This is a genomic window from Okeania sp. KiyG1, assembly GCF_014132355.1.
In the GTDB taxonomy this organism is placed as follows: domain Bacteria; phylum Cyanobacteriota; class Cyanobacteriia; order Cyanobacteriales; family Microcoleaceae; genus Okeania.
The window spans coordinates 24,830-50,878 of the sequence record NZ_BLZO01000169.1 but is presented as its reverse complement, the minus strand read 5'-3'; the positions used below and the strand labels follow the sequence as shown (position 1 = coordinate 50,878).

The window sequence follows — 26,049 nt, the reverse complement described above, 5'->3', positions numbered from 1 at the left end:
GAGGATGGAACTTTTGAATTAGACCAACAATTATTAGAAGATGTTTTAGGAGGTACGCTGATTGATGGTAATTATACCCTAAAACTTCAAGTTACAGACTCAGATAATAACTTATCAGAAATTGTAGAATTTGAATTTACCTTAGACTCACAAGCATCAGATATTTTAGTAGAATTAGTCAACGATACAGGAACAGATGATAGCGATGGAATTACTTCCGAGCCGACAATAATTGGTACTATTAATACAGCCAGTGAAGTTGTTAGTTTCAAAGCAGGTTTTAACGATACTCCTGTAGAAGATTTTGTGGATGTAACGGCTGCATTATCAGAGGATGGAACTTTTGAATTAGACCAACAATTATTAGAAGATATTTTAGGAGAGACATTAACTTATGGTACTTATCTCTTAAATCTTCAAGGTACTGGCTCCAACGATTTTGCTTCTGAAATTGTAGAATTTGAATTTACCTTAGATACCATTGCACCATAAATATCTGTAGAATTAGCTAACGATACAGGAGATTCACTAGACGATAAAATTACTTCTGATACAACAATAATTGGTACTGTAAATGATAGTAGTGAAATTGTTAGTTTAACTGGGAATTTAAACAATAGTTCCACTGAAGAATTTATCGATTTAACAGCCGAATTAGAAATAGATGGATCTTTAGAATTAACCCCCGAATTCTTAGAGAATATTTTGGGAGATGTATTTGTAGATGGAGCTTATACTCTGTATCTACAAGCAGTTGACGAACATGATTTTGCTTCAGATGTTATTGAATTTGAATTTACATTCTCAGAAATAGACTTGCCAGGGCCTGAAGTTTTATCCTTAGCAGCAATTTATGGATTAGATACTTATCCAGATGCTATTACCTTACCTAATACTGGTACGCGACAGTTATCCGTGACAGTGGATGGATTGGTAGACTCTCCTGAATTGACAATTGATATTGGAGATATTAGTTATACTGTTGCGGATGAGAATGTTTTGTCGGTTAGTGATGAAGGTTTAGTAACTGCTACGGGGGTTGGGGAGACAACTGTTACGGTTGAGTATGGGGATGCGTCGGCGACTATTCCAGTCTTGGTAGATCAACCTGAGATGGGAGCTGCAACAGTTGATGAAAATGGTGGTGTAGTTGAAGGTAGCGATGGCTCATTAGTAATGTTAGCTCCAGGAGCGTTAACAGAAGAAACTCTAGTTAATTTGACACCACTACAACAAGAATACTTATCCCTACCAGTGCCAGAAGGATTTGAATTTGCCACTGCATTTAACTTAGAGATAGAGGATGATAAATTAGACATTCCAGCACAATTAGCGATACCAGCACCAACAGGTGTAGAAACAGGAACGGAAGTTTGGTTTCTGCGTAAAGGTGCATTACCAGATGAAACAGGTACTTGGAATGATATTTGGTTGCAAGAAGAGTCTGGAGTCGTTGATGCCGATGGATTTATTCGCACCACATCACCGCCCTATCCAGGAATACTCAGACCTGGAGAATATATGGCAGCGTTCTCCGATGGCATTGGTATTCCTACCTTAGTATCGGGCGCACTCAGTCTTAACTATAACTCTCCCCTCGCCTTTTTAGGCATTGTTGATCCTTTCTTGGGTATCGGTCAGTTACTCGCCCCTGATGCTTTCTTTACACGACCTGCATTTACAGTTTTTCACGATATTTCTACAGTAGATGTAGTAGCAGTTCCCCAAGAAGGGTTGCCAGTGGTGACGGAAATAGGAGTCGAACGAGCAGCAGATGGGTTGGCCACTTTTGAAACAACCTTGAATCTTTTAGCACCAGAATCAGACCCTACAGAAGCACCCGTGTTGCAAGGGGCAGAATTGAAGTTTAATGATGAGAACGGCCAACCTTTTGAAAATAATGAACCTGTTTTATTCTTGACTGCTGATAATGCACTGATAGATCCCGATGACTTGCTAACGGATAAGGGCAGTCGGTTTGAAGATTTAGTAGCTGAATTTTCTATCGGGCAACAGGTTTATGAAGGAACTATTATACCAGAATTGACTCAACAGTTGGATGAAAATCGGGTAGAAGTCGCTTTTCAAGTACCAAAAACTGTGACATTGGGTAATTCTCAGATTCAGATAACTCGCAAACAGGAGCGGTTGGTGGGGGTAAATCAGACCGAACCTATTTATGAGGAAGTCGAGTATCAGAGTAATAAGCTGGAGTTAGAAAATGATACCGAGTATGTGTTTGTGGCTATGGCGAGTGCGGATGATGTAGCTGTTATAGATGCTAGCGCACCGGAGATGGTGGTTAATGATACTGGTAGTGGCGACTTACTGAAAGCTGTAATTCCTGTGGGTGGAAACAGTTATGACCGCCCGGAAACCTTAGCAGTAACGAGCGATAATAGTCGAGTATATGTGCCATTGAAGTTTTCTGGTGGGGTAGCTGTATTAGACCCGATGGTGTTGTCTCAAGTGGATAATGTACCAGAAACTCCAGATGTCGCCGAACCTATTCCTTTACCTACAGGATCACGTCCGGTAGATATAGCTCTCGACTTGCAAAATGACTATGCTTATATTGCGGATGAAAGTAAACCTCACGTTTATGTGTTGGATATCGACCAGTCTTCAAATACCTATCATCAGGTAGTTGAGACTATTATATTAGATACTGAGGACAATAAAGCTTTAAACAGGTTGGCGATTAATAGCGAGAGTCGGCGATTGTTCGTGACGAGTAAGGATGATTATATTTATGTGGTAAATATAGATCCCAAAGACAGACCAGGGGAGTCGGAACCTAATGAACGCAAGTGGCACGAACAAATAGGTCGGTTTGAGACTGAGCAGGGGGCGTTTGGGTTGTCGGCGAGTAATGAAGCAGACATGATGACGTTTACGAATGGAAATCAAGATCTCGATTTCAATGGCTTTGGAGTGTTGGAAATTACTAATGATGACTCCCTAAGTTTTAATGCAGATATTCGCTATGTTCCTTTGGGTTTGGGGCTGACTGGAGATTATTTTGACGTAGAACAAGCTTATGCAGTAACGCTGACCAAGGATGCTTCTTATGCGTTTGTGGCAGGTCGTAACAGGAATGGAAATATATTAGGTGGGTCTAATGAGGGTGGCAATATTGGGATTATAAAAGATCCGTTGAGTGAGGATGCCGAATTAGTGGCAGCAACGCGACCTGTTAAAGACGCATTTACTCACGATGTGGTGTTGAGTAACGACGATAAGTATCTGTATGTGTCTAATCCTAGTATTTTTGACGCTGATATTAAGGGTGATGTTTATATCTTCGATGTGGAGGAGATAATACAGACTTTAGAAAACCCACCGGAAGATGTCGATTTTACTAGCACTCCCCTTGACGATATCAATCCCAATATTAGTATTGCTGCTTCTAGTGGAGAGCGATCGCCTATATTTTTAGGTTTTCTGCCATACGGGATGGCTGCAAGTCCCGGCGATTCTGATTGGTTGAATTTGACCGGACCGACATCTACAACTGAAGACCTCTTGCCGCAGTTTGAATGGGAATTTGAGTCTCCTGATGAAATTGAGGAAATCAGTCTATTTGTGAGCGTGTTTGAGGAAAATGAGGGTTTACTGCCATGGGATAATTTTGTGGATTTCTCTGGCCCTAATGGCAACCCATTTCTGGCAGAGCAAGGACTGACCAAAGGCGAACAAATTGATTTACTATCACAACCATGGGAAGTCTCCCAATATGGTGAGGAAGATGATTTTAATCCTAACCGGATTTTGACAGTAACTTGGAAAAAAGATGAAGCAGGTACGGGAGGAACTTGGTATTGGGGTGACGGCACTGAAATTGACGACACAGATGCTACTCCCATATCCTTTAAATTGGAAGAGGAACGCACTTTAACTGTGGGTCAGACCTATTACTGGGGTGTAGAAGCTTACAGGCAAGATGGTGATGTTGACCAAATATTTAAGTCTGCTTCTTTCGAGTTGGAACCAACGTTGCCAGAGGACGATAGTAATACCTTTAGCAGTGCCAGCATTATCACCCACGGTTTTAAACCACCTCTGTTCGATCGACCAGGAGTACCCGAAGCTTTCTATCAGTTGGGTGGAGATATTCTCAATTCCCAGAATCGACTGGATTCCCAGAATGGAGGTCTAATGATGCGTTACGATCGCCCTACTGGCTATTGGGTGCCTGTTGACGAACAGGGGCGCATTCCTGAAGATTTTCCGGAGGGTCTGGAACCGAGCGATCCAGGTTACAAGGATGCTTTGCTAGAATATTTGCTAGAGGGCGACGACGAACTCAAAGATGAATATCGTCAGAAACCTTTGGTGTTGCTTTCTGACTGGTCTGGCGATAATGAGTCGGGGATTCCTGATTCTGGGTTCTCTGAGGCAGCAGCAGATAGTATATTTTCTTCCCTGGTACAACTAGACCAATGGCTCGGAGGTAGTGTAGGTTCTCTTGACCCTACTGCTGGTTTATATGATGCAAATGGTGATTTGATTCGCAACCAAGGGGCGTTGTTTAACTCCCCGCTGCACTTTATTGGTTTCAGTAGGGGTACTGTTGTCAATAGCGAAATGATTCAGCGTTTGGGAACATTTTTTCCGAATGCTGGAGGTACTGATGCTAGCAACCGCGACTTGCAAATGACGACTTTAGATCCCCATGATTTCAATCAACCTAGTTTGGATGTGGTTAAGGTAAAATTTCCTTTAGTACCTCCTATTGAATTAGATTTCAGCGATTTCTATGAACCCAAGGTGCAGGTGTGGGATCGGGTGACTTTTGCTGATAACTATTATCAAACTGTTCCGGATTTAGAAGGGCGAACTTTAACACCTGCAGGTCGGGATATTCCTCGATTGCCAGAAACAGATGAATATGGCGATCCTTGGCCGCGAGAAGGGTGGCGTTCTAAAAACCCAGACTCCAATGCACCATTACTAGGAGAGGCTGATGTGAGCATTCGTTTGGGGGCAAATTCTGATGATAATGAGAATTATCTGTCGAGTCGTGCAGGATTTACTAAGGAAACCGATCCGATTAAGTTTGGCGATATTGAAGTGTTTAAGGGTCTAGCTGGAGTCCACGGGCGAGTAGTATCCTGGTATGCTGGGACGAGTAATTTAGAATGGGAAGACTTGGAATGGGATGGTTCCCAAAAGAATGTTGTTTTCCGCCGTCAAGGAGACCCGACGAGTCAGGAGTTGTTTGATAAGGAGTTTTACGATCGCCGAGGTGAGGGAGATGAGGAATTGACACCGAGGTTGAATCCTTGGTATGTGCCGAATCACAAGGAGGTGTTTCCAGAGGATGAGATTGAGAGTCTGCCGTGGGAAGGTATTGGTACTGGTTGGTTTTATTCTGTGTTAGGAGGTGGTAAGAAGTTGCGTCCGAAAACTGGTGTAAATAAAGTACCTGTGGATTTTGACAATACCGATAGCGAACGAATGCGGGGTGACTTTGCCGTGCCGACTTTGTTTAATGGTAATTTTGATGCGGTGACTAAGCCACATGACTTTGTGCGAAATCAGGTTTCTCGGGAAATTCCGGGGTGGTCTTTTCATAACGGCGCTAATTCTACGTTGGTGCGACCTACGGATAATTTGGTGGACTTGAAAAAAGTAGATAGTTTGAAGGAGCATTTGAAAAAAGTAGGTAACGATCCTAACTCAGATGATTATCAAACTAATTATGCTGTGAAGTTAAAAGATGGTGAAAGTATCACCCACAATCGTTTTGTTATGCCAGATTGGGGAGCGCTGCGGTTTGACTTACACGCTCCTGGCGTTCAGCGAGATTCTAATGGGGTGCTTTGGGTTTCTATTAAAGGGAACGAACCCGATGATGATTGGGAAAAATTAGAACCCATAGAGTTGCGGATAGCAGACGATCCTAATTCGGGACATCGACCCAATGCTATTGGTTACTATGACTATGAAGGTGGCACTTATGTCGATCGTTACAGCGACAGAGTTGGTTATGGAATTGAGGGGTTAGAAACCTTCAAACTAGAAATACCTGAAGAGTACCGAGGCGAGTCGGTAGGGTTGCGGTTTGAAGTCGAAGGTAGCACAAATCCAGTGTATTTAGATGATATCTTCTTCCAAGGAGTTCACACCAAGTTGGGAAATCCTAGCAATGCTCGTAATAGCCTTGACCCTGAAAATGAGGACGATCCGCAACGAAACAATTATTTGATTGAAAAGCCTCAGTACACCCTGTCTTATAGCGATGAGAACAAAGGTCCTAATTGGGTAAGTTGGCAGCTCAATCAGTCTTGGTTGGGAGATATTGAACAAAATGATGCACGGAATAATCGTTCTGATAATTATCCTCCAGTTGGTTTTACTCCGGCTTTTAGTCCTGATTTTCCTGATGAAGTTGGACCTCCTGATGCTAGTTTTCCTATCGGTCAAATCCCCATATCTGGTGATTATCCCTGGGTACCAGACAACGCCCTTCCGGCTGATTGGGTAGTAACTCAACCACCCGATTACAGGGAAAACAATATTATTCCAGATCTCAGAGTTCAGCGGGGTCACATGATGCCTGTTGACGATCGAAACAGGACATTTAAGGATGTGTATTCAACTTTTACAACAACAAATATTATCCCCCAAAATCGTGACTTGAATCAGTTTTTTAATAGTCCCTGGAGAGGTCTAGAACTCGAAAGTAATAATGCTGTCGCCAGCAATAGCAACAGAGAACTGTACATTATTGCAGGCGGGGCTGAGTACGATCCTGAAAGACCAGAAATAATAGATACTCCTGATGGTCCACGTTTTCAACCTCCTGGAGAAATCAGGAATTTTGTGACTACGAATGACGAAGGCAGGGTGGTTCTAGGAGGCACCAACGATACATGGACTACAAATCCTAAAGGTATTGGAATTCCTGCTTATGCTTGGAAAGTTGTGGTTCCTCTGGAAGCAGGTCAGGGAGTTGCAGATATTACTAAAGATACACAAGTTACTGCTGTAATATTTAATAATCTAGCAGCTCCTGCCGCAGGAACCTACGAACTACCAAATGGAACAGATTTAACAGTAGAAAACCCTAGTGAATGGCGGGAATGGCGGGTTAGTGTAGATGATCTTGAAGAAATAACTGGTTACGATTTTCTGTCGAACGTTCCCACAGAAATCCAAGCTATTATTGAAGACCGCATCGGAAATTTCAATCCTTAAAGCGTCTTCTGTGTTAATACATCAACCTTGTTTATCCTTTCGATCTTTGCTCTAGCAAAATCCTCCAATAGTCTTGAATATACTCTCCTTCGGGAGTAGTAATAGTTCCAAAAGTGTTGCCAGACCAGAAATTGGAGTCAGTTATCTTGGCTCCAGTAAGGTCAACATCTTCCAAGCTAGTCTCGCAAAAAATTGCCTTTTCTAGATTGGTATTTCTCAAAGTCACATTCTTTAGTATTACATGACCAAAGCTCGCTTCAATCAACCAGGAATCATCGAGGTTAACTTTAAATAAGGAAACTTCTATCAAACAAGCGTTGTTGAAGTTAGCTTTCTTCATGTTGGTATTACCAATTGCGATATCTTCTAACCTTGCACCTTGAAAATTGGCTTCTTCCAGGTTGATATTTTCGATCTGGTATCCTCCTAAAGAAGCCTCTTTAAATTTCGCACGTATTACATTAGCTTCATTTAGCTTTACATAGCTTAGTTTAGCTTGATTGAGATTAGCATCAGTTAAATTGGCTCGGTTTAAATTAACTCTCGACAGTTTAGCTTGAGTGAAGTCGGCGTTGGTAAAGTTAGCTGCTTCAAGATGACAATTTCTTAATTCGATCCCTCTTAAGTCAGCACCAGTAAAATTCCTTTCTCCAGCACTGTAACGCCTGAGCAATTCTTCCGCATCCATAATTTGTCTTCCAAATCTCTTTGCATCAACAGTTATAACATGAATACATAGGGCACCTCAACTCAAATTTTCTAGGGATATGGCAGTCAAACAGGGTAAACAAGCTTACATTATTGCTGGTACTTACGGGGATAAAGGTCAAGTAGAGCTGGAGTCAGACATATCAATTAAAATAGGGACGTTGTAAGCAACGTCCTTTTCTCCCGATTTTAGAACTCAACAGTCATGGTTATTAACTTCGCCATCAGGCATAATTGTATTACAGAAAATAGCTCCGGAAATGTAACCATCAACAGCGTTTCTAAGATCTGCATTTGTTAAATTGGCATCATCGAAGCCAGCATTTCCTAAATCAGCTCTCCTCAAGTTAGCACCAATTAAGAGTGCATTTGTAAGGGTAGCTCTATACAGGTTTGCTTGATAGAGGTTAGCACCACTGAGGTCAGCACCAGTTAGGTTTGCACCAGCAAGACTGGCATCTTTCAAAATAGCACCTCTGAACCTAGCCTTCACAAGTATAGCATCAGTTAATTTTATTCTTTTCAATTTAGCACCACTGAGGTCAGCCCCAGTGAGATTGGCTTTGGACAAAAAACTTATGCTCAAGTTAGCACCACTGAGGTCAGCCGCACTGAGATTAGCGCCAATCAAATTTACCCATTTGCTGAGTTTGACACCACTAAGATTAGCACCACTGAGGTCAGCCCCAGTGAGATTGGCTTTGGACATAGAACTCATGCTCAAGTTAGTACCAATAAGATTAGCACCACTGAGATTAGCGCCAATCAAAACTATTTTGCTGAGTTTGAAGCCACTAAGATTAGCACCTCTAAGGTCAACATTGGTAAAATCAATTTCCCCTGCAGCCCTCCGTCTCATAAATTCTCGTACATCCATAAACTTTTCCAATATAGCCCGACATCATCAACTATATCAACCTTAGTCGGAGAGCTAAAAATAGGAGACAAGGAAATGTCTAATGTGATAGAATGAGAAATGTACAATAACTCCTAAACATTTATCTACCAACTTAAGGTTGTACTACAAGGCATTAGTCCGATGATATGCTCTTGCCTACTAATGGTTTGATGATAGGAGCGCACACTTCACGCAACTTCTCCAGAAATCCCCTAAAATACAGGAAAGAAATTATGAATAATTGGCAAATTCGTCAAAGTTTATCAGAGCTGAAATTACAACAGTGGGAATTTGAAACCCCGACTGTTAACAGACGCGGGGAAATTATCAAAACTACAATTTGCACCGCCTCTTACTTTATTGAGACCCTTGCAGATAGAGTTGAATTAGAAATGGTTGCTATTCCTAGTGGCACTTTTACAATGGGTTCTCCTAAAAGTGAAAAAAAAAGTAGTGATAGTGAGCGTCCCCAACATAATGTAACAGTCTCTCCATTTTTTATGGGGAAATATCCAGTTACTCAAGCTCAATGGAGAGCGATCGCCTCTCGAACAGACCTCAAAGTTAAGCTAGATTTAGATCCAGACCCCTCTTACTTAAAAAAACCATACCAAGGAATAGATAGATGGCAAAGACCTGTAGAACAGGTAGATTGGTATGAGGCTGTAGAATTCTGTGAACGACTTTCAAAACTAACCGAAAGAAGTTATCGATTACCAAGTGAAGCAGAATGGGAATATGCTTGTCGAGGGGTGAAAGAACCTCTAAACCTTGAAGTCGGAGAAACTTATCCACCATTCCACTTTGGGGAGACGATCGCCGGAGAATTAGCTAATTCTAATGGTTCAGAAACTTATGCTGATGAACCTCAAGGCGAAGATAGAGAAGAGACTACCCCTGTGGGTCAATTTTTTCCTAATGCCTTTGGATTATACGATCTGCATGGAAATGTCTGGGAATGGTGCGCTGATGACTGGCATGATAATTATGAAAATGCTCCAACTGATGGAAGTGCTTGGCTCGATCATAATGAGAATGAGAGTAATTATCATAGTAATGATGAAAATGAACTTTGTACTGTACTGCGAGGCGGTTCGTGGGATGACTTTCCTTATGCCTGTTCTTCTGGTTCTCGTATCGACAACTGGCGGGACGACCGTGACGATGCTTTCGGTTTTAGAGTAGTATGCAATGGCAGGTGATGAAATCCCCGGATAAATTGTATCGTCGTTTGGGAGACGGGTATCAGGAGCATTTACCGAAAAATTGGGTTTAAAGCCTCGCCCTTGTAGGGCGACTTTTTATTTTTATGTTAAGTGAATTGAATATATGCTATAGTGTTATTAGTTGCCGGGGGGCACTCGGAAACTCTAAACGGACGTGGAGGCAAGCGTCAGACTACTGCCAAAGTAGCAGCAGCCTGTGAGACGTCAACCCACCGAGGAGCTAAGGCTCGGTAGGAATCCCCGTGCCTTTAGGCCGGGGAGGATGTCAAATTTATATGACTCTGTTAGGAGGAGGTAAGGATTTGCGTCCGGAAACTGCTGATGGAAAATGTCCCTCAACCACAAGGAGAAAATTGGAAAAATTCTAGCGTTAGTATTATCTCCTCAGTTAATGATATTGAGGATCTGACGGGCTTAGACTTTTTCTCAAATATTCCTAAAGACATTCAGGAGGTAATTGAAAACTATACCGATACCAGTATAATTCCTTGATGGTGATTCTAAGCAAGGCTAAAAACGCTAGTTGAGAGCGATATAGAACTCAAAGAGCCATAGCTCTTTGAGTTCCACAATAAAAGGTAGATTTTATAAGGAGGTCAATGATGTCCAGAGGGCCAGTAATGTACATCAGTAGACAGCAACTTCTAGATCGCTATAATGCAGGAGAACGAAATTTTGCCGGGATTACAATGTTGCATAGCTCTAGAGCTAAAGAAAATATATCTCTCTTATGCGGTGTCGATCTTAGCAATATTATTTTGAGCGGAGCATACCTTAACCAAATTAGACTCCGTGGAGCCAACCTGTGCGGTGCTAAGTTAGTTGGAGCTTATATGCATCAGGCCGCCCTACCCGATGCCGATCTAAGCGATGCCGATTTGACAGGAGCGGTTCTAAGGGATGTTTGCTTAAACAGAGCTAACCTCACTAGAGCTAAATTGATTGGCGCACAATTGATAAGAACGGAACTTTTAGGAGCAGACTTGACTGACGCTGACTTAAGCGATAGCATTCTCTGTCAAGTCGGCTTCTCCCGGGCCAAGATTGCTGAAAGCAACCAATCCCAGGGAATTTATTGTCCCAACGCTGTGCTTTGGCAAATGAGAATGGCCGACGGAACATATATAGAAGGTCCCCAAACTGTAGAAGACACGAGAAAGTCGTTCTAATTTGTTTGATAATGAATAGCAAAACATAATATTTTATCCGGAAGTCAATCGTGTACATCACCCCACAGCAACTGCTCGATCGCTATAATGCAGGAGAACGAAATTTTGCAGGAATTAGGTTTTTTCCTGATACCTGTAGAGAATCAGTTCTAGAGGATGCCGATCTTAGCAATATTATTTTGAGCGGAGCATACCTTCCCAGAATTAAACTCAGTCTAGCCAACCTCCGCAATTCCAATTTAGCTGGAGCTTATATGCCTGGTGCCGAACTCATAGAAACCGACCTACACGAGACCGATTTGACAGGAGCGAACCTACAGGATGCCTGTTTAAGCGGAACAGACATAGCCAGAAGTCTATTAACTGCTGCCAACCTCAGAGGAGCGAAACTCGAAGGTGCAGATTTCACTAACGTTGACTTAACCGAAAGCATTCTGGTCAAGTGGACTTCTCCAAGGTAAGGATTGCTGAAAGCGTCAAGTCCCGCTTCATTTATTGTCCCAACGCTTTGGTTTGGCAAATGACAATGCCTGATGGAACATATATAGAAGGTCCACGATACGATTATAGCTTTTAGAAAGTAGTTCTCAATGGTTTTCTGCACAATAATGCTGTGTCGCGGGAAATTCCGGAGTGGTCTGATCATAACAGCGCTAATTCTACGTTGGTGCGACCTACGGATAATTTGGTTGATTTGCGTAATGTTAGTAGTTTGGAGGAGCATCTAACAAAAGTAGCTAACGATCCAGACTCTGATGATTATCAAACTAATTATGCTGTGGAGTTAAAGGATGGTGAAAGTATCACCCACAATCGTTTTGTTATGCCAGATTGGGGAGCGCTGCGGTTTGACTTACACGCTCCTGGCGTTCAGCGAGATTCTAATGGGGTGCTTTGGGTTTCTATTAGGCGTAGATCGAAGGTTTGTTCAATTAGGGGCAATTGCAGCTTAAAACGATTTACTTGTATAAGTTTCAGCCTTTGTCTATCTTAGATATCAGTAGGGAATTGAGATCATTAATGCAGCTCAATAGTTTTCCCCGGTTTGGTAAAAAAGCATTGAAACTTCCTAAAGCTGGACCATCTGCTATAGGGGGAACTTCTTGTTGTTCTGACATTGGCAAAGAAAACCCTAAGAAGTTTTCAAATAGATAAGTAGTCATATCATGTCCGGTTGAATACTTACACTTTGGAGGAGGTAAGGCAGAAGGCAGCTATGCTGGAGGCAGAAGGAAAGAAAGGGTTAGAAGGGAAAAGTTTTTTTGATCGTTGATTATCCGGACATGATATCATTATCAACCTCTGTAATTTTTCAGTATGGTTAATACTAAACTATAATAGTTATATTTAAAATAAATATAAAATTTTTTTGGTATATAATTATTACTTTTTGCCAATAAATATGACAGTTCGTCGTATTCTGACAATCGTACTCAAAAATTGCATTATTTATAGGTAAATTCTCTACAAAAAGCTGGTTTTCTTAAGTCTTATTAAATGCTATAATAAAATTTTACAAGTGGGCTAGTAATTGCTCTCTACTATTTATCGATTGACAAAAAGATTGATGTATAGCACGATCTATTAAAGTTAGTATCAACAAATGTTTGAATATAAGATATGCAGATAAAAGACATAAACACCCAAAATGATGGAGCAATTCCCGCCAAAGAAAGCAACTTTTTACAGCAAAATCCACATTTAAAATCTTTAACAGATAACCCGAGTTTTGACTCTCAAAAACCACCATCACCCGATTTAATTGATGCTTGCGTTCATTGTGGATTTTGTTTGTCAACCTGTCCGAGTTATAGGGTAATTGGTAAAGAAATGGATTCTCCCAGGGGCAGAATTTATGCTATGGATGCTATTAACAAAGGGGAAGCACCGCTCAATGAAACTACCTCCCAACATTTTGATACTTGTTTAGGTTGTCTTGCCTGTGTAACTACTTGCCCATCCAATGTTAAGTATGACAAATTAATTGCTGCAACTCGTCCGCAAGTAGAACGAAATATTAAACGTTCTTTACCTGACAAATTAATTCGCAATCTCATCTTTAATATTTTCCCATATCCTCAGAGATTACGACCATTACTCATCCCTCTATTAGCTTATCAAAAATTAGGATTCCAGAAATTTATTCGTGCAACTGAACTGCTGAAAAAAGTATCCCCCAGATTAGCAGCAATGGAATCTATTTTACCGGAAATTACTGCTGCTTCTTTCCAGGATAATTATCCTACTGTTATCCCTGCTCAAGGAGAAAAACGTTATCGAGTGGGTTTGATTTTAGGTTGTGTACAAAGAATATTTTTCTCGCCAGTTAATCAGGCAACAATTAGAGTTTTAACTGCTAATGGTTGCGAAGTTGTGATTCCTCAAAGTCAAGGTTGTTGTGCTGCTTTGCCAGAACATCAAGGGCAAACAAAACAAGCTCATACTTTGGCAAAACAGATGATAGATAGTTTTGCTAATACTGGCGTTGATGCTGTTATTATTAATGCTGCAGGTTGCGGTCATACTTTGAAAGAGTACGGCAATATTCTTCAAGATGATGCTGAATATTCTGAGAAAGCAAAAGAGTTTTCTAGTAATGTTAAAGATGTGCAAGAATTTTTAGCAAATGTAGGATTAACTGCTAAACTCTCTCCTTTAACTGAAGAGGAAGAATTGAGGATAGTTTATCAAGATGCTTGTCATTTATTACACGGTCAAAAAATTAGTTTGCAACCCCGAGAACTATTACAACAAATTCCTGGAGTGAAGTTGCGCGAACCAATAGATGCTTCTTTGTGTTGTGGCAGTGCTGGAGTTTATAATATGTTGCAACCGGAAATAGCTGATGAGTTGGGGCAACAAAAAGTAGAAAATTTGTTGAATACAGGTGCAGAATTAATTGCTTCTGCTAATCCTGGATGTTCTTTGCAGATTAAAAAGCATTTAGAATTGCAAGGAAAGAAAATGATTTTAATGCATCCAATAGAGTTATTAGATTATTCAATTCGAGGAGTTAAGCTATAAGAAAAGGAAAGCAGAAGGCAGAAGGGAAAGAAAGGTTAAAAGCCAGAAGGTTTTTTATAACCGATCGTCCAGACATGATATTAATTTAGACATGGAGAGCGATCGCTCTCTTTTTTTTCACACAAATCTTAAGTATTCAGCTAGCTCGCATTTCCGTTTGTCATGCTGCGCAAACAGCAATCAGATGTATGAATTTATGCAAGCAATAACTGAGGTTAGGCTATAGCCAATTTCATTAATGAATTTTAATTCTCCTTGGTGGATAATTCCTCTCTAGTATGATAATGAGTTAATAACAAATAGTTGATAATGTAGTTCCGACCATAGGAAGCTAGCTGACGGCTGACTGCTGAATGCTTAACTAGACTGGCGATCGCTTAAATATACAGATAAGCTAATATCTCTACAAGCAAAATTAGCATCAGCATTATGCAATTGAATAGCAAAAAGCTATTAACAAAAAAGTCTATGTCAATTCCAAAATGGAATAGATTATTTCCACTAAATGTTTCTGTGGGAAAAGAAGAAGTTAATACCTTTTGATTATTGCTAACGAATAAATTGGTAATAGAATAATTATTAGTATTATTTACCTGAGAAGCAAACCCGAATTCTACTGGGGAGAAAAATTTGTTATCCAAATCAAAGGAAGCATTTGGGCTTGGCGACAGGTCTAGATTTAGCTCTGTAACGTCTGTTTCATCAAGATATTCATCAAAGTCAACCTGAAAAGAATTGTTTTGGCCCAAGAAAGAATTAGTTCCAAGAATTTTCTGAGCTGTAGCAGTTTCTATTATTCCTGTTGATAAGGCGATAATAGCAGTTCCCATCGTAGTTAAAAATAGTTTTTTTGCAGTTATCATTCAAGTTTTTCTCTTAATTTCTATTTAAGGGTTCGATCTATTACTCACTACACCTAATAAGTTAAGAATTGCAAATTTATCAAAGGTTTGTCTAGAGGGTTGATGCCGTCTTTACGAAATCTTGATAATTAAAAACGGAATAAATACTCCTATAAACTGCTGTACAGACCTTGCTGTAGGTATTACAATAAATTGCTGATTATTTCTGATATATGAAGATTGTGTAAAGTGTTAGTACTATAGCAGGGAACTAGCAGGAAACAGGGAATAGGGAAGGGAAAAACATTTCCCTGTCTGAGGTTCATCATCAGTCTATGTCCTAAGCAACTTGATTACCGAAAAATTGTGGTATAAAGCCTCCCTTTTAACCCACATTCCGCACCACAAAATGTAGTATAAGTCAAAAGTCATGCATTAAGAAGGAAGTAAGAAGTCAAAAGTCAAAAGTCATGCATTAAGAAGGAAGTAAGAAGTCAAAAGTCAAAAGTCATGCATTAAGAAGGAAGTAAGAAGTAAGAAGTCAAAAGTCATGCATTAAGAAGGAAGTAAGAAGTAAGAAGTAAATTATAGTGGTCAATAGGAGTCAAGGATTCAGTAAGTGTTTATGCTGGCATATTTATAGCAATGAGCGCTCAGGTATTTACAATGTCCAGCTTAAAATGCAGTAAGCGAAAAGGTGTACAAAAAATAATGTGTAAATATGCCAGCGCACATTGCTATAACTGAGAATTTGACTCTCGATTGAGGTAAATGAAGATAATTTATATAGTATAAATACCTAAGCAAGCTACGGATTTTATACTAATTTTTATGTTACGCTCTTGAAGTGCGGAATGTGGGTTTTAAGCTATCCCTTATAAGGAACTCCTGAAACCTTGATGGGAGGGTGGGGAGGATGGGGAGGTAATTCTAAATTCTAAATTCTAAATTCTAAATTCTAAATTCTTGAATCAATCTAACAATACACTCTCAGGTCCACCAGAAGGTTCATCCCTAATCATGTTCTCCAACTCAAACGTATACAGTTTATAAATATCATCAACAACATCATTAGGGTCATTAAACACATCCTCACTCGCGTCAAATTCTACTTGACCGCTACGACTAGCAACTTCTAGATTTTTAATGTGTGTGATACCAGCTTTGATAACTTCAGGTCTAGGTAGCTCTCGTCTGAAAGCCAAATCAAAATCAAATTCTTTGACTAAATTCTCAAAATAACTAACATTTTGCCCGCTGCTATACCGCTTTTGCAACTTATTAAAATCAAGATTCTCACCACTCGAAACATTATCGGAATCAGATTCACCTCCCGCCTCAAGACTCCCGCCACATAAAGGTTTGCCCTGACTACCTAATCCATGAGTGCCAACGACACGACCGTTACTATCAAACACAGGTCCTCCACTCATACCAGCAGCAGTTTCATCAGTGTAAAAAATACTATAACCCAGGTGTTCAGGAGTAGGGTTAATTTTTCCCCTGACTAAACCCCAAGCTAAACGACGTTGTCTGCGAGCTACTCTGTTACGACATCTACCTGTCTGCGGGTCTTGCTCTCTTTCTGGGTCAGGCCAACCGGAAATATATACTCTATCGTCGATATTGACCTGATTAGGGTCTCCTAGAGGAGCAACTGTATAACTGTTTGTGCTTTCAAAGGTGACGATCGCTAAATCTATACCTCTTATTCGATCTGTTCCAATACTGCGGTCAACTATATCTGTACCTGCAATAAAGCGATCGCGACAGCCAAATCTCACCAATACTGTTAATTTAGGATTGCCTTTTAGAGGACATCCCCGGTCGTCATTAACGTCTTTAACAATATGAACTTTCCCATCATAAGTTCTAATTCCATAATAAGGGATACCGCCCAACTGCTGCCAATAATTTTTACTATCAAGGTGTCTTTGTAGAAAATTATGAGCTACAGTTAAGACATAATATTTATTTCCTGTTTTAGCAATAATTACTCCTGAACCTGGATTCCAAATTCCTGATTTTTGTAATGGGTTATTACGATTTTCTTCTAAGTCTTGCCGTAATTCAGGGGTTAATGCCGGAGCAATTAATACAGTTGTTTGTCGAGCTATGGAATTAATTTCTTCTATTGAAAGTTGAGCAGTAGCAGCAGTTGGTGCTAAACAATTGAGCAGTATTCCCCCTAGAAAAATAGATAATTTTAGGGTTTGTTTTCTCAAGAAATAGAGCATTTTTATAGCTTGTACTAAATACACATTTTTTTCCTTGAATGTAATTGTTACAACGGTTTTCATTTAAGTAGACTACAAAATTCTTTTTGCTTAGGAAGTAGGCAGTAGAGAGTAGAAAAATGCTTTGGCCACTGTACTCTATCTATTTGAAAACCGCTATAAGTAAGCATTTCCTGCGGAATGCTTACATCCTAGTCTAATAAGATGCTTTCATCTCCACCTGATGGTTTGTCTCTACCGAGATTTTCCACATTAAAACCAAAAAGTTCATATATATTTTCTATGGTATCATTAGGGTCTTCAAAACCGCCCTCATTTGCTTCATTTGGGTCGATAAATTCAGATTTTTTACTGATGCCACTTTCAGGAGAAGTTGGAATTTTAGGAACTTGTTTTATTTCTGATTCAATTAGGCTTTTTGAAGGACCTTCTAATTTAAAAGATAAGTTTATGCCCACCTGTGTAATTAATTGTCGAGAATAATCAACATTTTGGGCACTACTATACATCCTTTTTAAGCTTAAATTATTATTTTGCTCTAGTAAACCTGAATTATTTTTATTGTTATTTGAATCATTTTCTAAGTTATTTTGATATTCAAATTCGGAAAATGGTTGCCAATCATTTTGTGCCTGCTGTTTTTGATTTTGTAGCAAAGTATTTTCAGATTCAAATTCACTAGAATACTGCCAATTATTTTCTGCTTCTAATGAATCTTTTGAAGCAGAATTATTGTTAGATATTGATTTATATATTTGTCCACAAATAAGTTTATTTGCTGAACCTCGTCCGTGAATTCCAACTACTTTACCATCACTATTAAACACAGGACCGCCACTCATACCAGGACGAGTATGATCTGTATAATATAAGCTATAGCCATTATCTTCTTCAGTAACAGGAGTAGAAACTTGTAATTTTCCCCATGCAAGACGTCTTTGCCTTCGAGGTGCAGGATCTTTACAAATTATTTTTCCTTCTGAATCTAATTGTGGAGTTCCATCAGGTTTTAATTTCGGTTCCGCTTCAATTTTCGGCCAACCAGAAATATAAACTTTATCTCCCTCTTTTAATTTACTAGCATCTCCTAAGGAAGCAACAGGATAATTATTTTTACTTTCAAAACTAACTATTGCTAAGTCATAACCATTTATTTTTTGGCTTTCAAAACAACCAAATCTTACCAAAGTAGCTTCTAAGCTTTGATTTTTTATTCTTCTGAAAAAGTCATCATTACATTCCTTACCATCATTTATTTCTGTAACCCGATGAACTTCTCGCTTGTCTCTATCGCTTGTTACTATGCCGTAATCTGTATCTGCAGTTATTTGTTTTTGACTAAAGTTATGAGTTACTGTCAATACATAATATTTTTTACCTTCTTTGGCAATAATTACTCCAGAACCTACTGTCCATTTTTTCACAGGTTTTCTATCTAACAAATCATCTATTTCTTCTTTTGTTAATTCAGGAGCAATTAGAACAGTAGTTTGTTTTGCTATAGAATTAATTTCTTCTACTGTTAATTTTCTAGGAACTGCATCTACCCCACTACCAATACTGACAATAAATCCAGTTATAAAGGCAGTAAATATATGTCTTATTTTAATCATATTTTTTTACACCTATTCAAAAAAAATGTCGAAGAAAAGTTTAGGACAAATTAAAAGCTTAAAACTCAGACAACGTAAGATTTTTCCTTCTTCCTTCTTCCTTCTTTCTTCTGCTATACATTTCAATAACATACTTTACCGACTATCAACAGTTACCCTACCTGACTCCTGACTCCTGTAGGGGCGAATGGCCATTCGCCCCTACGACTCCTGACTCCTGTGAAACTTGACTATCTCTAAAAAATTATCTTGTTGATTTAACTTATTAATAGGAATTGCCCAACTAGCACCAACTAATTCATCCAGTAGCTCTTCCGATGGTTGACTACCATCAGAAAATCTATAAGCATCAAAGCCACCAAAAGCATATTTTGCCCGACCAATAATTCCAACTAACTCACCATTTTGATTCAAAACTGGTCCCCCACTCATCCCAATTTCAATCTCATTACTCATGCCAATTTTATAACCTCTTTCCAAGGATAAATTAAGTAGATGAATAACCTTACCCTTAGTCAAATTATATGGTTTAATTCCTAAATCTATAGTAGGAACTAAATTTACTGCTTTCTTTTCATAATTAGGAAATCCAGCTACATAAACTCGTTCTCCTAAACTTAAGTTCAAATTGACATTAATAACAGCAACTTGGTACTCATTATTTGTGGAAAATTTAACTATTGCCAAATCCAGTTCTCTAAAATTAAATCTAGTATCTTTCTGAGCAGAATATTCCTTTCCATCTACAGTTAAAACTGTCAATTTATTTTCTTGATTTGAATCAAGTACATGAGCGCAAGTTAGAACAAAATACTCAGTTCCTTTCCGAGAAATAATCGCTCCCGAACCAGCAATATTTTCTCCTAATAATCTAACAGTCAGAGGTTTGGCGATCGCCTCTACAGTGGGATTATTCTTAATAGTAGAAATAGAAACTGCCTGAATTTGTGGGAGATTCATTTCTGAGGGTGTTGATGCTACCTTAGAAAGACAAAGTCCCCCAAAAATTGGAAAAATTGCCATTAAACTTATTAGGTGTTTCATTTATTCAATCAAGGACGGTTTTAACCAGAGGTAATTATCCATTATCCATTATCCATTATCCATTATCCATTATCCATTATCCATTATCCATTATCCATTATCCATTATCCATTATCCATTAATGAATTGGAGCCTTAAAACTCCGGATCTTCCATTTTTTCTTGTTCTTCTATAACTTGATCAATCAAATTTTCCATATCCACCTCCAACATTTTTTCCTGATTTACTGATGATGCTTTCAACCCATCAATAACCGCCAATTTTTCTACCCATTCAAGGCTTTGATTTTCCACATTTTCAGCATCACTACTTTCAATTATTAAGGAAGCACTAGCATTACCTTTAAGAGAACTTACTAAATTCATCAGAATTTTACCGTTCGTACCTCTATTATTACTTCTGAGAGTCCACAACAAATTACTAGCATTACAACTTCCTGCTGGAGCAGCACAAACTACGGCCGCACCATTAACAACTCCTTCACTTAAAGGAGGCATATTTGGCTTTCCTCCCCTCAGAAAATGCTGATTAAATCTATTTGTAACTGCCTGACAACGTACTTCTGGAGTATACTTGTCGCCAAATTCTACTGCACCTGTCTGTGTCCATTGAATTAGAGGTCTTTTAGTCGCTTCCTTCCAAGATGTAACTATTTCGCCCTGACGACTACGACGTGCTTGATATACAACTAATGCGGTTTGGTTTTCTGGCGTACAATCAAACTTATATTTGTATGCGTAACGGCGACTGTAACGTATCCTTTTAGGGTTGACTGAACGAGTGGGACTATTATCTCGTTCGTCATCAGATGTATTCAGTTGAGTAACTGTAGTATTTAAGTTTGTGAGTTGGGCAAAACTGGACTGTACTTTTATAACTAGGACTTGAGCAGCGATCGCTACTGTACAGACCATAGGTAATATTTTTCGGTGTTCCATAATAAGTATTTCCTGGCAATAGTTCAGCGAAAACTTTAATTTTGCTGTTTTTTTTCATCCTTCTGGTGGTGGTGCATTTTCATTGGTCGTGCATTGTTATTATTTTTGTTACGAGAACAGTGGGAGCATCTTGCTCCCGTGCCCAGCATTCTTTCTTCCTTGTATACCATTACTATGCAGGACTACCCATCCTTCCTTATTATATTAGACCTCTCCAAAAATCAAAAATAAAATCAATTCTTATCCATAAATTATCAATTAATTTTCCCTATTGCCCATTGCCTACTCCCTACTCCCTCTTTTGGAGGAGATGTCTATTATTAAGTAGTGTTTTTCCTGAAATATATACGACGATCGATAAGCTATTCATTAATTGATAATGGATGATGGATAATTGATAATTACCTCTGGTTAAAACCGCTACGGAATTGAATATCAGGAGATATTATTTCTTTTTTCTTGGTCTCATGGATATGGCGAGGAGACCGTTCCCTCCGGGACGCTACGCGTTAACTTAGTTGTGCGTTAGCAAACGCCATCCCACCCTACTGGACTGTTTCACCTAAAATAGTGCAGAGCGCTTTTTTCGTCACCCCATCCCCCATCACCCCCAAATTACCCTCCACCGGAGGGGAGGGGCGAGGGGTGGGTTCCCATCACCCCATTTTCTAATGCAACATTTAAGATGAAACAGTCCACTACGGGAAGCTCCGCTACGACCGCTTTTTCCCCTTAAAAGGGGAGGCTTCAAGGCGCGAATTATTTAATAATTAATAATTAATAATTAATAATTCGGTAAAGATTATTATGTAGATGAAATAAGTTAAAGACCAGTTTGTATTTAGATAGATGCTTATTTCATAAGGACGATTATTATAATAAGATTCATCTTCTGCATCACAATCTTCAATCCACGGTCCTGTTATACCAAATTCAAAAAAGGTCGCTACAGTATTAATTTCAAAACTCCTACCAACAGAATAAAGCACTGTTACAGTATTTTTTGAAAATGGTATTACATCCCTTGGTTGCCCTTTACTTTTCCATTTACTTTGTAAGCATTCAGTTATTAGCTGTCAGCTATCAGCAGCAAGAGTGTTTCTTTTAAGGACAGTGTTTAAATTAAAATAGACTTTAAGAACAAAGGAGGCAACTTTTGTCGTAAGACATTAATAAAGCTTTTATCCTAAACTAAAAGCAATAGCTGATAGCTGATGGCTGACTGCTGAATGCTTACTTTACTTTCATTTGCTGGAGGTTCTCCTACATACCAAATTTCAGATTTTTTTTCTGTATGATTATACAATTCAGGATAAGTCCAACAACTGCTTATACCTAAATAATAAATACCAGAAAATATTTCTTTTGAAATCTTATTCTCGCCTGAAATTATTCCTCCTAATGAGCGGTCAAACAAATATAAATTATCTCCCTCTGAAACGACTAATTTACCAGGTCTGTTAATCCTTAATTCGTAAACATAATAGTCTTGAAAACCGTAAAATTATCCAGTAATTAATTGAGGTTTATCTCGAACATATATTTGATTCTCTGTTTCTACACACCTTATACTTAAAGGCTCATCTTGATAGTCATACCACAATTTCTCCAAGGGATAAGATATCATTGGAAACATGAACAACGTTGATGTTATCAGAATAAGAAAACTACCAGCAAACAGACTAACTTTAATTACCGAAAAATTGTGGTTTAAAGCCTCCCCTTTTAAGGGGATAATAAGCGGTCGTTTGCGGAGCAGTCCGTTAGGATGGGATGGATGGGTTTCCTAACCATATCCAATCGACCAAGAGAATAAAAATTTTCATGAATTTGTCAATCCTCTTCTTTCAAGGAGAGGTAATTATTCATTATTCATTATTCATTATTCATTGTTGAAGAGTCGCTGAGACAACATAAAAATCTCCATTCTGTTGACAAAATATCAAAATAATTTTCTCTACAAATAAAGTAAATCCTAGTGTTATTGAGATAGTTAGTAAGACTACTTCATTTCTTCTTAACGTGACTGAATATAATCATAATCATAATCATAATATCGCTGATAATAAGAATCAGCTCGATCGCCATTACCAACTATTCCCAACATCGGTACTCCTGCCATACTCAAATCATCTAGAGCTAAACTTAAAGCTTCTCGCTCTGTCTTACCTAACCCCACTACTAACATTAATCCATTAGTACAAGCTGATAATAAACTAGCATCTGCTCGACCCAATAATGGTGCTGTGTCGCAAATAACTAAATCAAAAGTTGTAGCTGCATCTTGAATTAATTGGTGCATCTGCGGTGAGGACAAAATTTTCGTTGGGTCTGGCGGAATTGGGCCAGATGTTAAAACAAATAGATTTTCATCCACGGGCGATCGCTGAATTGCAGTTTCTATTGGCACACCATCGGCAATTATGCTACTCAAACCCTGTTGATTAGAAAGTCCCATCATATTATGAATCTGTGGACAACGGAGGTCGGCATCTATTAATAGGACTCGTTGACCCATAGCGGCAGCTGCCCTGGCCAAATGACCTGCTACTGTAGATTTACCATCTCCTGGTGTTGCGGAACTAATTACAAAAGAATGAATGGGATTTTCTATATTTAGTAGACGAATATTAGCATTTAAAGTACGGAAGGCTTCTTGAAAAGCTGAGGGATATAATACTAAAGATGAACTGTTATTTTCTTTTAGTTCATCGTTCATCCAATTTCTTTGTTCATGTATAGGAATTATTCCTAGCAATGGCAACCCAATAGATTTTTTGACTTCTTTTGGTGTTTGAAAAACATCTTGTTGAAATCCTTCTCCTAATTTAGCTAATAATATTCCTAATACTAATCCTGTTACTCCTCCCAGGGCAAGATTTAATATCATATTTGGAGATATTGTTACTAACTGACCATTTTGAGTTTTCAGCAATTCTGGTGGTGCAATTAATTCCCAAGGTTGTACTTTTTCAAATACTACTTCTATCTGTAGTTGCTGTTGTTTTTCTAACAAATCTTTGAGTATATTATTTGAATTTTTTAATTCTTGCTGAATTTCTTGATAACTCCCTACTACTTCTGGCATTTTTGCAATATATTCATTTAATTTTGCCTCAGCTTCATCTAATACTTTACCCCGGACTTCCAGGACTTCAATTTGATTAGCAGCCAAAATCATTTTATGAATTAACTCTAAGCGAACTGAGTCTTGAAAAGCCAAAGCCTTCTTACTTACTTCTTCTATATCTCTGCCAATAACTTTTTCTGCTTCTTGATTTAACAAAGGTAGTAATTTTTCTCGTCTTTGATATAAAGCTTGCATTTGAGGTGCTTTTTCTTTAAATCGAGCTGATTCTAGAGCAATTGTTGTTTCTACTTCCTGTAATTGATTTAGTAATGATTGATATCTTGCTGCTTGACTTAAAGCTGAAGCAATCAAAGCTTCTTCTGGATTAATTCCCAACTGACTCTGTAGCATAGCATAGAGCGATCGCTGTTGGTCTAATAATATTTTATTCTCTAGTTTTTGTGATTGAATTTGATTACTTTCTGCTGCTAATTCTTGACTTTTAAGTTCTGGGTTAATAAACAGATATTCCTGCTGTAGCTGCTGTAATTTCTGCCGTAATTCTTTGGTTTTTTGTTGATTTTTTGAAATTTCTTCTTCAATAAAATTCAATCCTTTATCAGTATTAGTTTCCCGGTCATTCTGACCATACTCAGTGTAAGCTGCTGCCAGTTTATCTAAGACAAACTGAATTTTTTTTGCATCCGAATCTCGATAACTAACTTCTATGATTTTTGTATTGTCTAATCTTTCAATTTTTAGTTTCTCTTGACTAAACAGTTGCCTATCGGGTTTTTTAAACAAAGAATTATAATTTATTTCCGGATATTCTTTTTGTATCTCCGCAATTATTGGCTGCATAAATTGCGGACTTTTTAAGACTTGAATTTGAGATTTATAATCTAAGCCATACTTATCTAATTCTTGATTTTGTTGAATATTTTGGTTGGGATATGAAGTGATTCTGTCTTCCCCTGTGCCATAAATAATTTTAGCTGCTTGTTGCTGCCAATTTTCTTGAGAATTTGTAGTTAAATTTCCTGTTTCTGTGCCTAATTGATAATTGACTGAATTAGTAATTGTAACTGGTTCAACTAATATTTGAAATTTTCCCTGATATATAGGAATCTGATTTAAAGTCCAGAAATATGCTCCTGTTGTTGTGGTAGTTGCGACACTGAAAATCAAGAAAAAACGATGACATACTAAATTCCAAATTTTATTTTCTTTTGGAGATAATTTTTCCTCTAGTTGATGAAATTCAGCTTCATAGATATATTGATTCTGATTAAAATTTTTCCTCCGGTCTAAGAGTTGACCGCGATTATTATATAAAGATAATTGAGAGTTTTTTTCTGGTTCCATATCTATAAATTTCCAAGTTAAAAATCAAGTTATTACTGTGACTCAAGCAAGATAATTTTAAAAATTTCCATGGCAGACCTGCAACTATTATATACAGTAGATTCGGTGGTATATGAGGTAAAAACATTAACGCTCGAATTTTTGCATTGTCAGATGAAAAAATGAATTATAGCGAAATTGGCTTTTTCCTCGATCAAATTGTATAGAACCCATTTGATATCTATATAATTATGGTAGTCAAGTATTTTTGCGCATCAATTTTTAGGAAAAATCATCTGAAGGAGTGTTGAATTTTTTGTATTATTTCTCCCCACATATTCCCTCTTCTCTGTTATACCAATTCCCAAAAATAATACTATACTTCCGATGAACTTCAGTTATTAAGTAATAATAATGATTCAGTAATGAATGTAGAGAATTATCGGCATTAATACAAAATATCTTATACCTTTGAACCCTACTACCTACTCCCCACTCCTTACTCTCTACTCCCTAGGAGATGTAGCAAAAATGCGTGAGAAATGGTATTACCTCCTGTCTCCTGTCTCCTGTCTCCTGTCTCCTAGCTAAAAAAACTTAGTATTTATGAAGATAGCAAATGAGTTCTATAATTTACCATTCTCTCAATCATCTTCTCTTTTGACAACGCACGAATTTTTGTATTGCAGGCATATTGTCCGCCACAGATACACATCACTGATATGAAACACCC

20 protein-coding genes are annotated in these 26,049 nt (G+C 38.4%); 9 read left to right on the top strand and 11 right to left on the bottom strand.

The genetic code is table 11. From position 1 onward, the window contains the following. Positions 1 to 492: hypothetical protein (locus SAGCYANO_RS37275; protein ID WP_202224640.1), on the top strand; the 492-nt coding region annotated here is incomplete at its 5' end. A gap of 213 nt (positions 493 to 705) precedes the next feature. Next, entirely contained in the window at positions 706 to 7,203 is a 6,498-nt protein-coding gene (locus SAGCYANO_RS46545) for a DNA/RNA non-specific endonuclease (RefSeq protein ID WP_237397055.1), read from the top strand. A gap of 31 nt (positions 7,204 to 7,234) precedes the next feature. Here SAGCYANO_RS46545 and SAGCYANO_RS37265 read toward each other — a convergent pair whose 3' ends face one another. Together SAGCYANO_RS37265 and SAGCYANO_RS37260 are read right to left on the bottom strand one after the other, a co-directional pair. Beyond that, positions 7,235 to 7,891, bottom strand: coding sequence for a pentapeptide repeat-containing protein (locus tag SAGCYANO_RS37265; protein WP_202224639.1), 657 nt, complete (start codon positions 7,889 to 7,891; stop codon positions 7,235 to 7,237). 216 nt (positions 7,892 to 8,107) lie between these two features. Next, a complete protein-coding gene (locus tag SAGCYANO_RS37260) occupies positions 8,108 to 8,788 on the bottom strand; it encodes a pentapeptide repeat-containing protein (RefSeq protein WP_237397054.1) in 681 nt (226 codons plus the stop codon). A gap of 254 nt (positions 8,789 to 9,042) precedes the next feature. Between SAGCYANO_RS37260 and SAGCYANO_RS37255 the strand changes: the two genes are divergently transcribed. From SAGCYANO_RS37255 to SAGCYANO_RS37225, 7 genes are all read left to right on the top strand, one after another. Further along, the gene (locus SAGCYANO_RS37255; RefSeq protein ID WP_237397053.1) at positions 9,043 to 10,011 is read left to right on the top strand and encodes a formylglycine-generating enzyme family protein; all 969 of its coding nucleotides are present in this window, start codon (positions 9,043 to 9,045) and stop codon (positions 10,009 to 10,011) included. A 135-nt stretch (positions 10,012 to 10,146) separates the two neighbouring features. Beyond that, on the top strand, positions 10,147 to 10,269 hold the full coding sequence (locus tag SAGCYANO_RS48515; protein ID WP_255502447.1) for a hypothetical protein: 123 nt from the start codon (positions 10,147 to 10,149) through the stop codon (positions 10,267 to 10,269). Positions 10,270 to 10,356: 87 nt separating this feature from the next. Further along, positions 10,357 to 10,527, top strand: a complete 171-nt coding sequence (locus SAGCYANO_RS37250; RefSeq protein WP_202224637.1) for a hypothetical protein — start codon at positions 10,357 to 10,359, stop codon at positions 10,525 to 10,527. Between the two features lie 128 nt (positions 10,528 to 10,655). Further along, complete coding sequence (locus tag SAGCYANO_RS37245; RefSeq protein ID WP_202224636.1) at positions 10,656 to 11,204, top strand: pentapeptide repeat-containing protein; 549 nt, start codon at positions 10,656 to 10,658, stop codon at positions 11,202 to 11,204. Positions 11,205 to 11,254: 50 nt separating this feature from the next. After that, positions 11,255 to 11,665 carry a pentapeptide repeat-containing protein gene (locus SAGCYANO_RS37240; RefSeq protein WP_237397052.1) on the top strand — a complete coding sequence of 137 codons (411 nt, stop codon included), beginning with the start codon at positions 11,255 to 11,257 and terminating at the stop codon, positions 11,663 to 11,665. 152 nt (positions 11,666 to 11,817) lie between these two features. Continuing rightward, positions 11,818 to 12,198 (top strand): hypothetical protein, encoded by a 381-nt coding sequence (locus SAGCYANO_RS37235; protein WP_202224635.1) that lies wholly within the window; start codon positions 11,818 to 11,820, stop codon positions 12,196 to 12,198. 626 nt (positions 12,199 to 12,824) lie between these two features. After that, positions 12,825 to 14,228 carry a (Fe-S)-binding protein gene (locus SAGCYANO_RS37225; RefSeq protein WP_202224633.1) on the top strand — a complete coding sequence of 468 codons (1,404 nt, stop codon included), beginning with the start codon at positions 12,825 to 12,827 and terminating at the stop codon, positions 14,226 to 14,228. Positions 14,229 to 14,605: 377 nt separating this feature from the next. On the opposite strand, the gene SAGCYANO_RS37220 is transcribed toward SAGCYANO_RS37225, so the two are convergent. The 9 genes from SAGCYANO_RS37220 to SAGCYANO_RS37185 all read right to left on the bottom strand — a co-directional run bounded on the left by SAGCYANO_RS37220 (position 14,606) and on the right by SAGCYANO_RS37185 (position 25,337). Next, positions 14,606 to 15,091 carry a hypothetical protein gene (locus tag SAGCYANO_RS37220; RefSeq protein ID WP_202224632.1) on the bottom strand — a complete coding sequence of 162 codons (486 nt, stop codon included), beginning with the start codon at positions 15,089 to 15,091 and terminating at the stop codon, positions 14,606 to 14,608. A gap of 950 nt (positions 15,092 to 16,041) precedes the next feature. Further along, positions 16,042 to 17,370 carry a serine protease gene (locus SAGCYANO_RS37215; RefSeq protein WP_237397051.1) on the bottom strand — a complete coding sequence of 443 codons (1,329 nt, stop codon included), beginning with the start codon at positions 17,368 to 17,370 and terminating at the stop codon, positions 16,042 to 16,044. A gap of 128 nt (positions 17,371 to 17,498) precedes the next feature. After that, entirely contained in the window at positions 17,499 to 18,920 is a 1,422-nt protein-coding gene (locus tag SAGCYANO_RS37210; protein WP_202224631.1) for a serine protease, read from the bottom strand. A gap of 201 nt (positions 18,921 to 19,121) precedes the next feature. Continuing rightward, complete coding sequence (locus SAGCYANO_RS37205; RefSeq protein ID WP_202224630.1) at positions 19,122 to 19,943, bottom strand: serine protease; 822 nt, start codon at positions 19,941 to 19,943, stop codon at positions 19,122 to 19,124. Positions 19,944 to 20,098: 155 nt separating this feature from the next. Continuing rightward, complete coding sequence (locus SAGCYANO_RS37200) at positions 20,099 to 20,902, bottom strand: COP23 domain-containing protein (RefSeq protein ID WP_202224629.1); 804 nt, start codon at positions 20,900 to 20,902, stop codon at positions 20,099 to 20,101. Between the two features lie 770 nt (positions 20,903 to 21,672). After that, positions 21,673 to 21,891, bottom strand: a complete 219-nt coding sequence (locus SAGCYANO_RS37195) for a hypothetical protein (protein ID WP_202224628.1) — start codon at positions 21,889 to 21,891, stop codon at positions 21,673 to 21,675. A 197-nt stretch (positions 21,892 to 22,088) separates the two neighbouring features. Next, complete coding sequence (locus SAGCYANO_RS37190; protein ID WP_202224627.1) at positions 22,089 to 22,319, bottom strand: hypothetical protein; 231 nt, start codon at positions 22,317 to 22,319, stop codon at positions 22,089 to 22,091. 87 nt (positions 22,320 to 22,406) lie between these two features. Continuing rightward, a complete protein-coding gene (locus SAGCYANO_RS48510) occupies positions 22,407 to 22,529 on the bottom strand; it encodes a hypothetical protein (protein ID WP_255502857.1) in 123 nt (40 codons plus the stop codon). A 390-nt stretch (positions 22,530 to 22,919) separates the two neighbouring features. After that, entirely contained in the window at positions 22,920 to 25,337 is a 2,418-nt protein-coding gene (locus tag SAGCYANO_RS37185; protein ID WP_202224626.1) for a polysaccharide biosynthesis tyrosine autokinase, read from the bottom strand. Between the last annotated feature and the right edge of the window lie 712 nt (positions 25,338 to 26,049).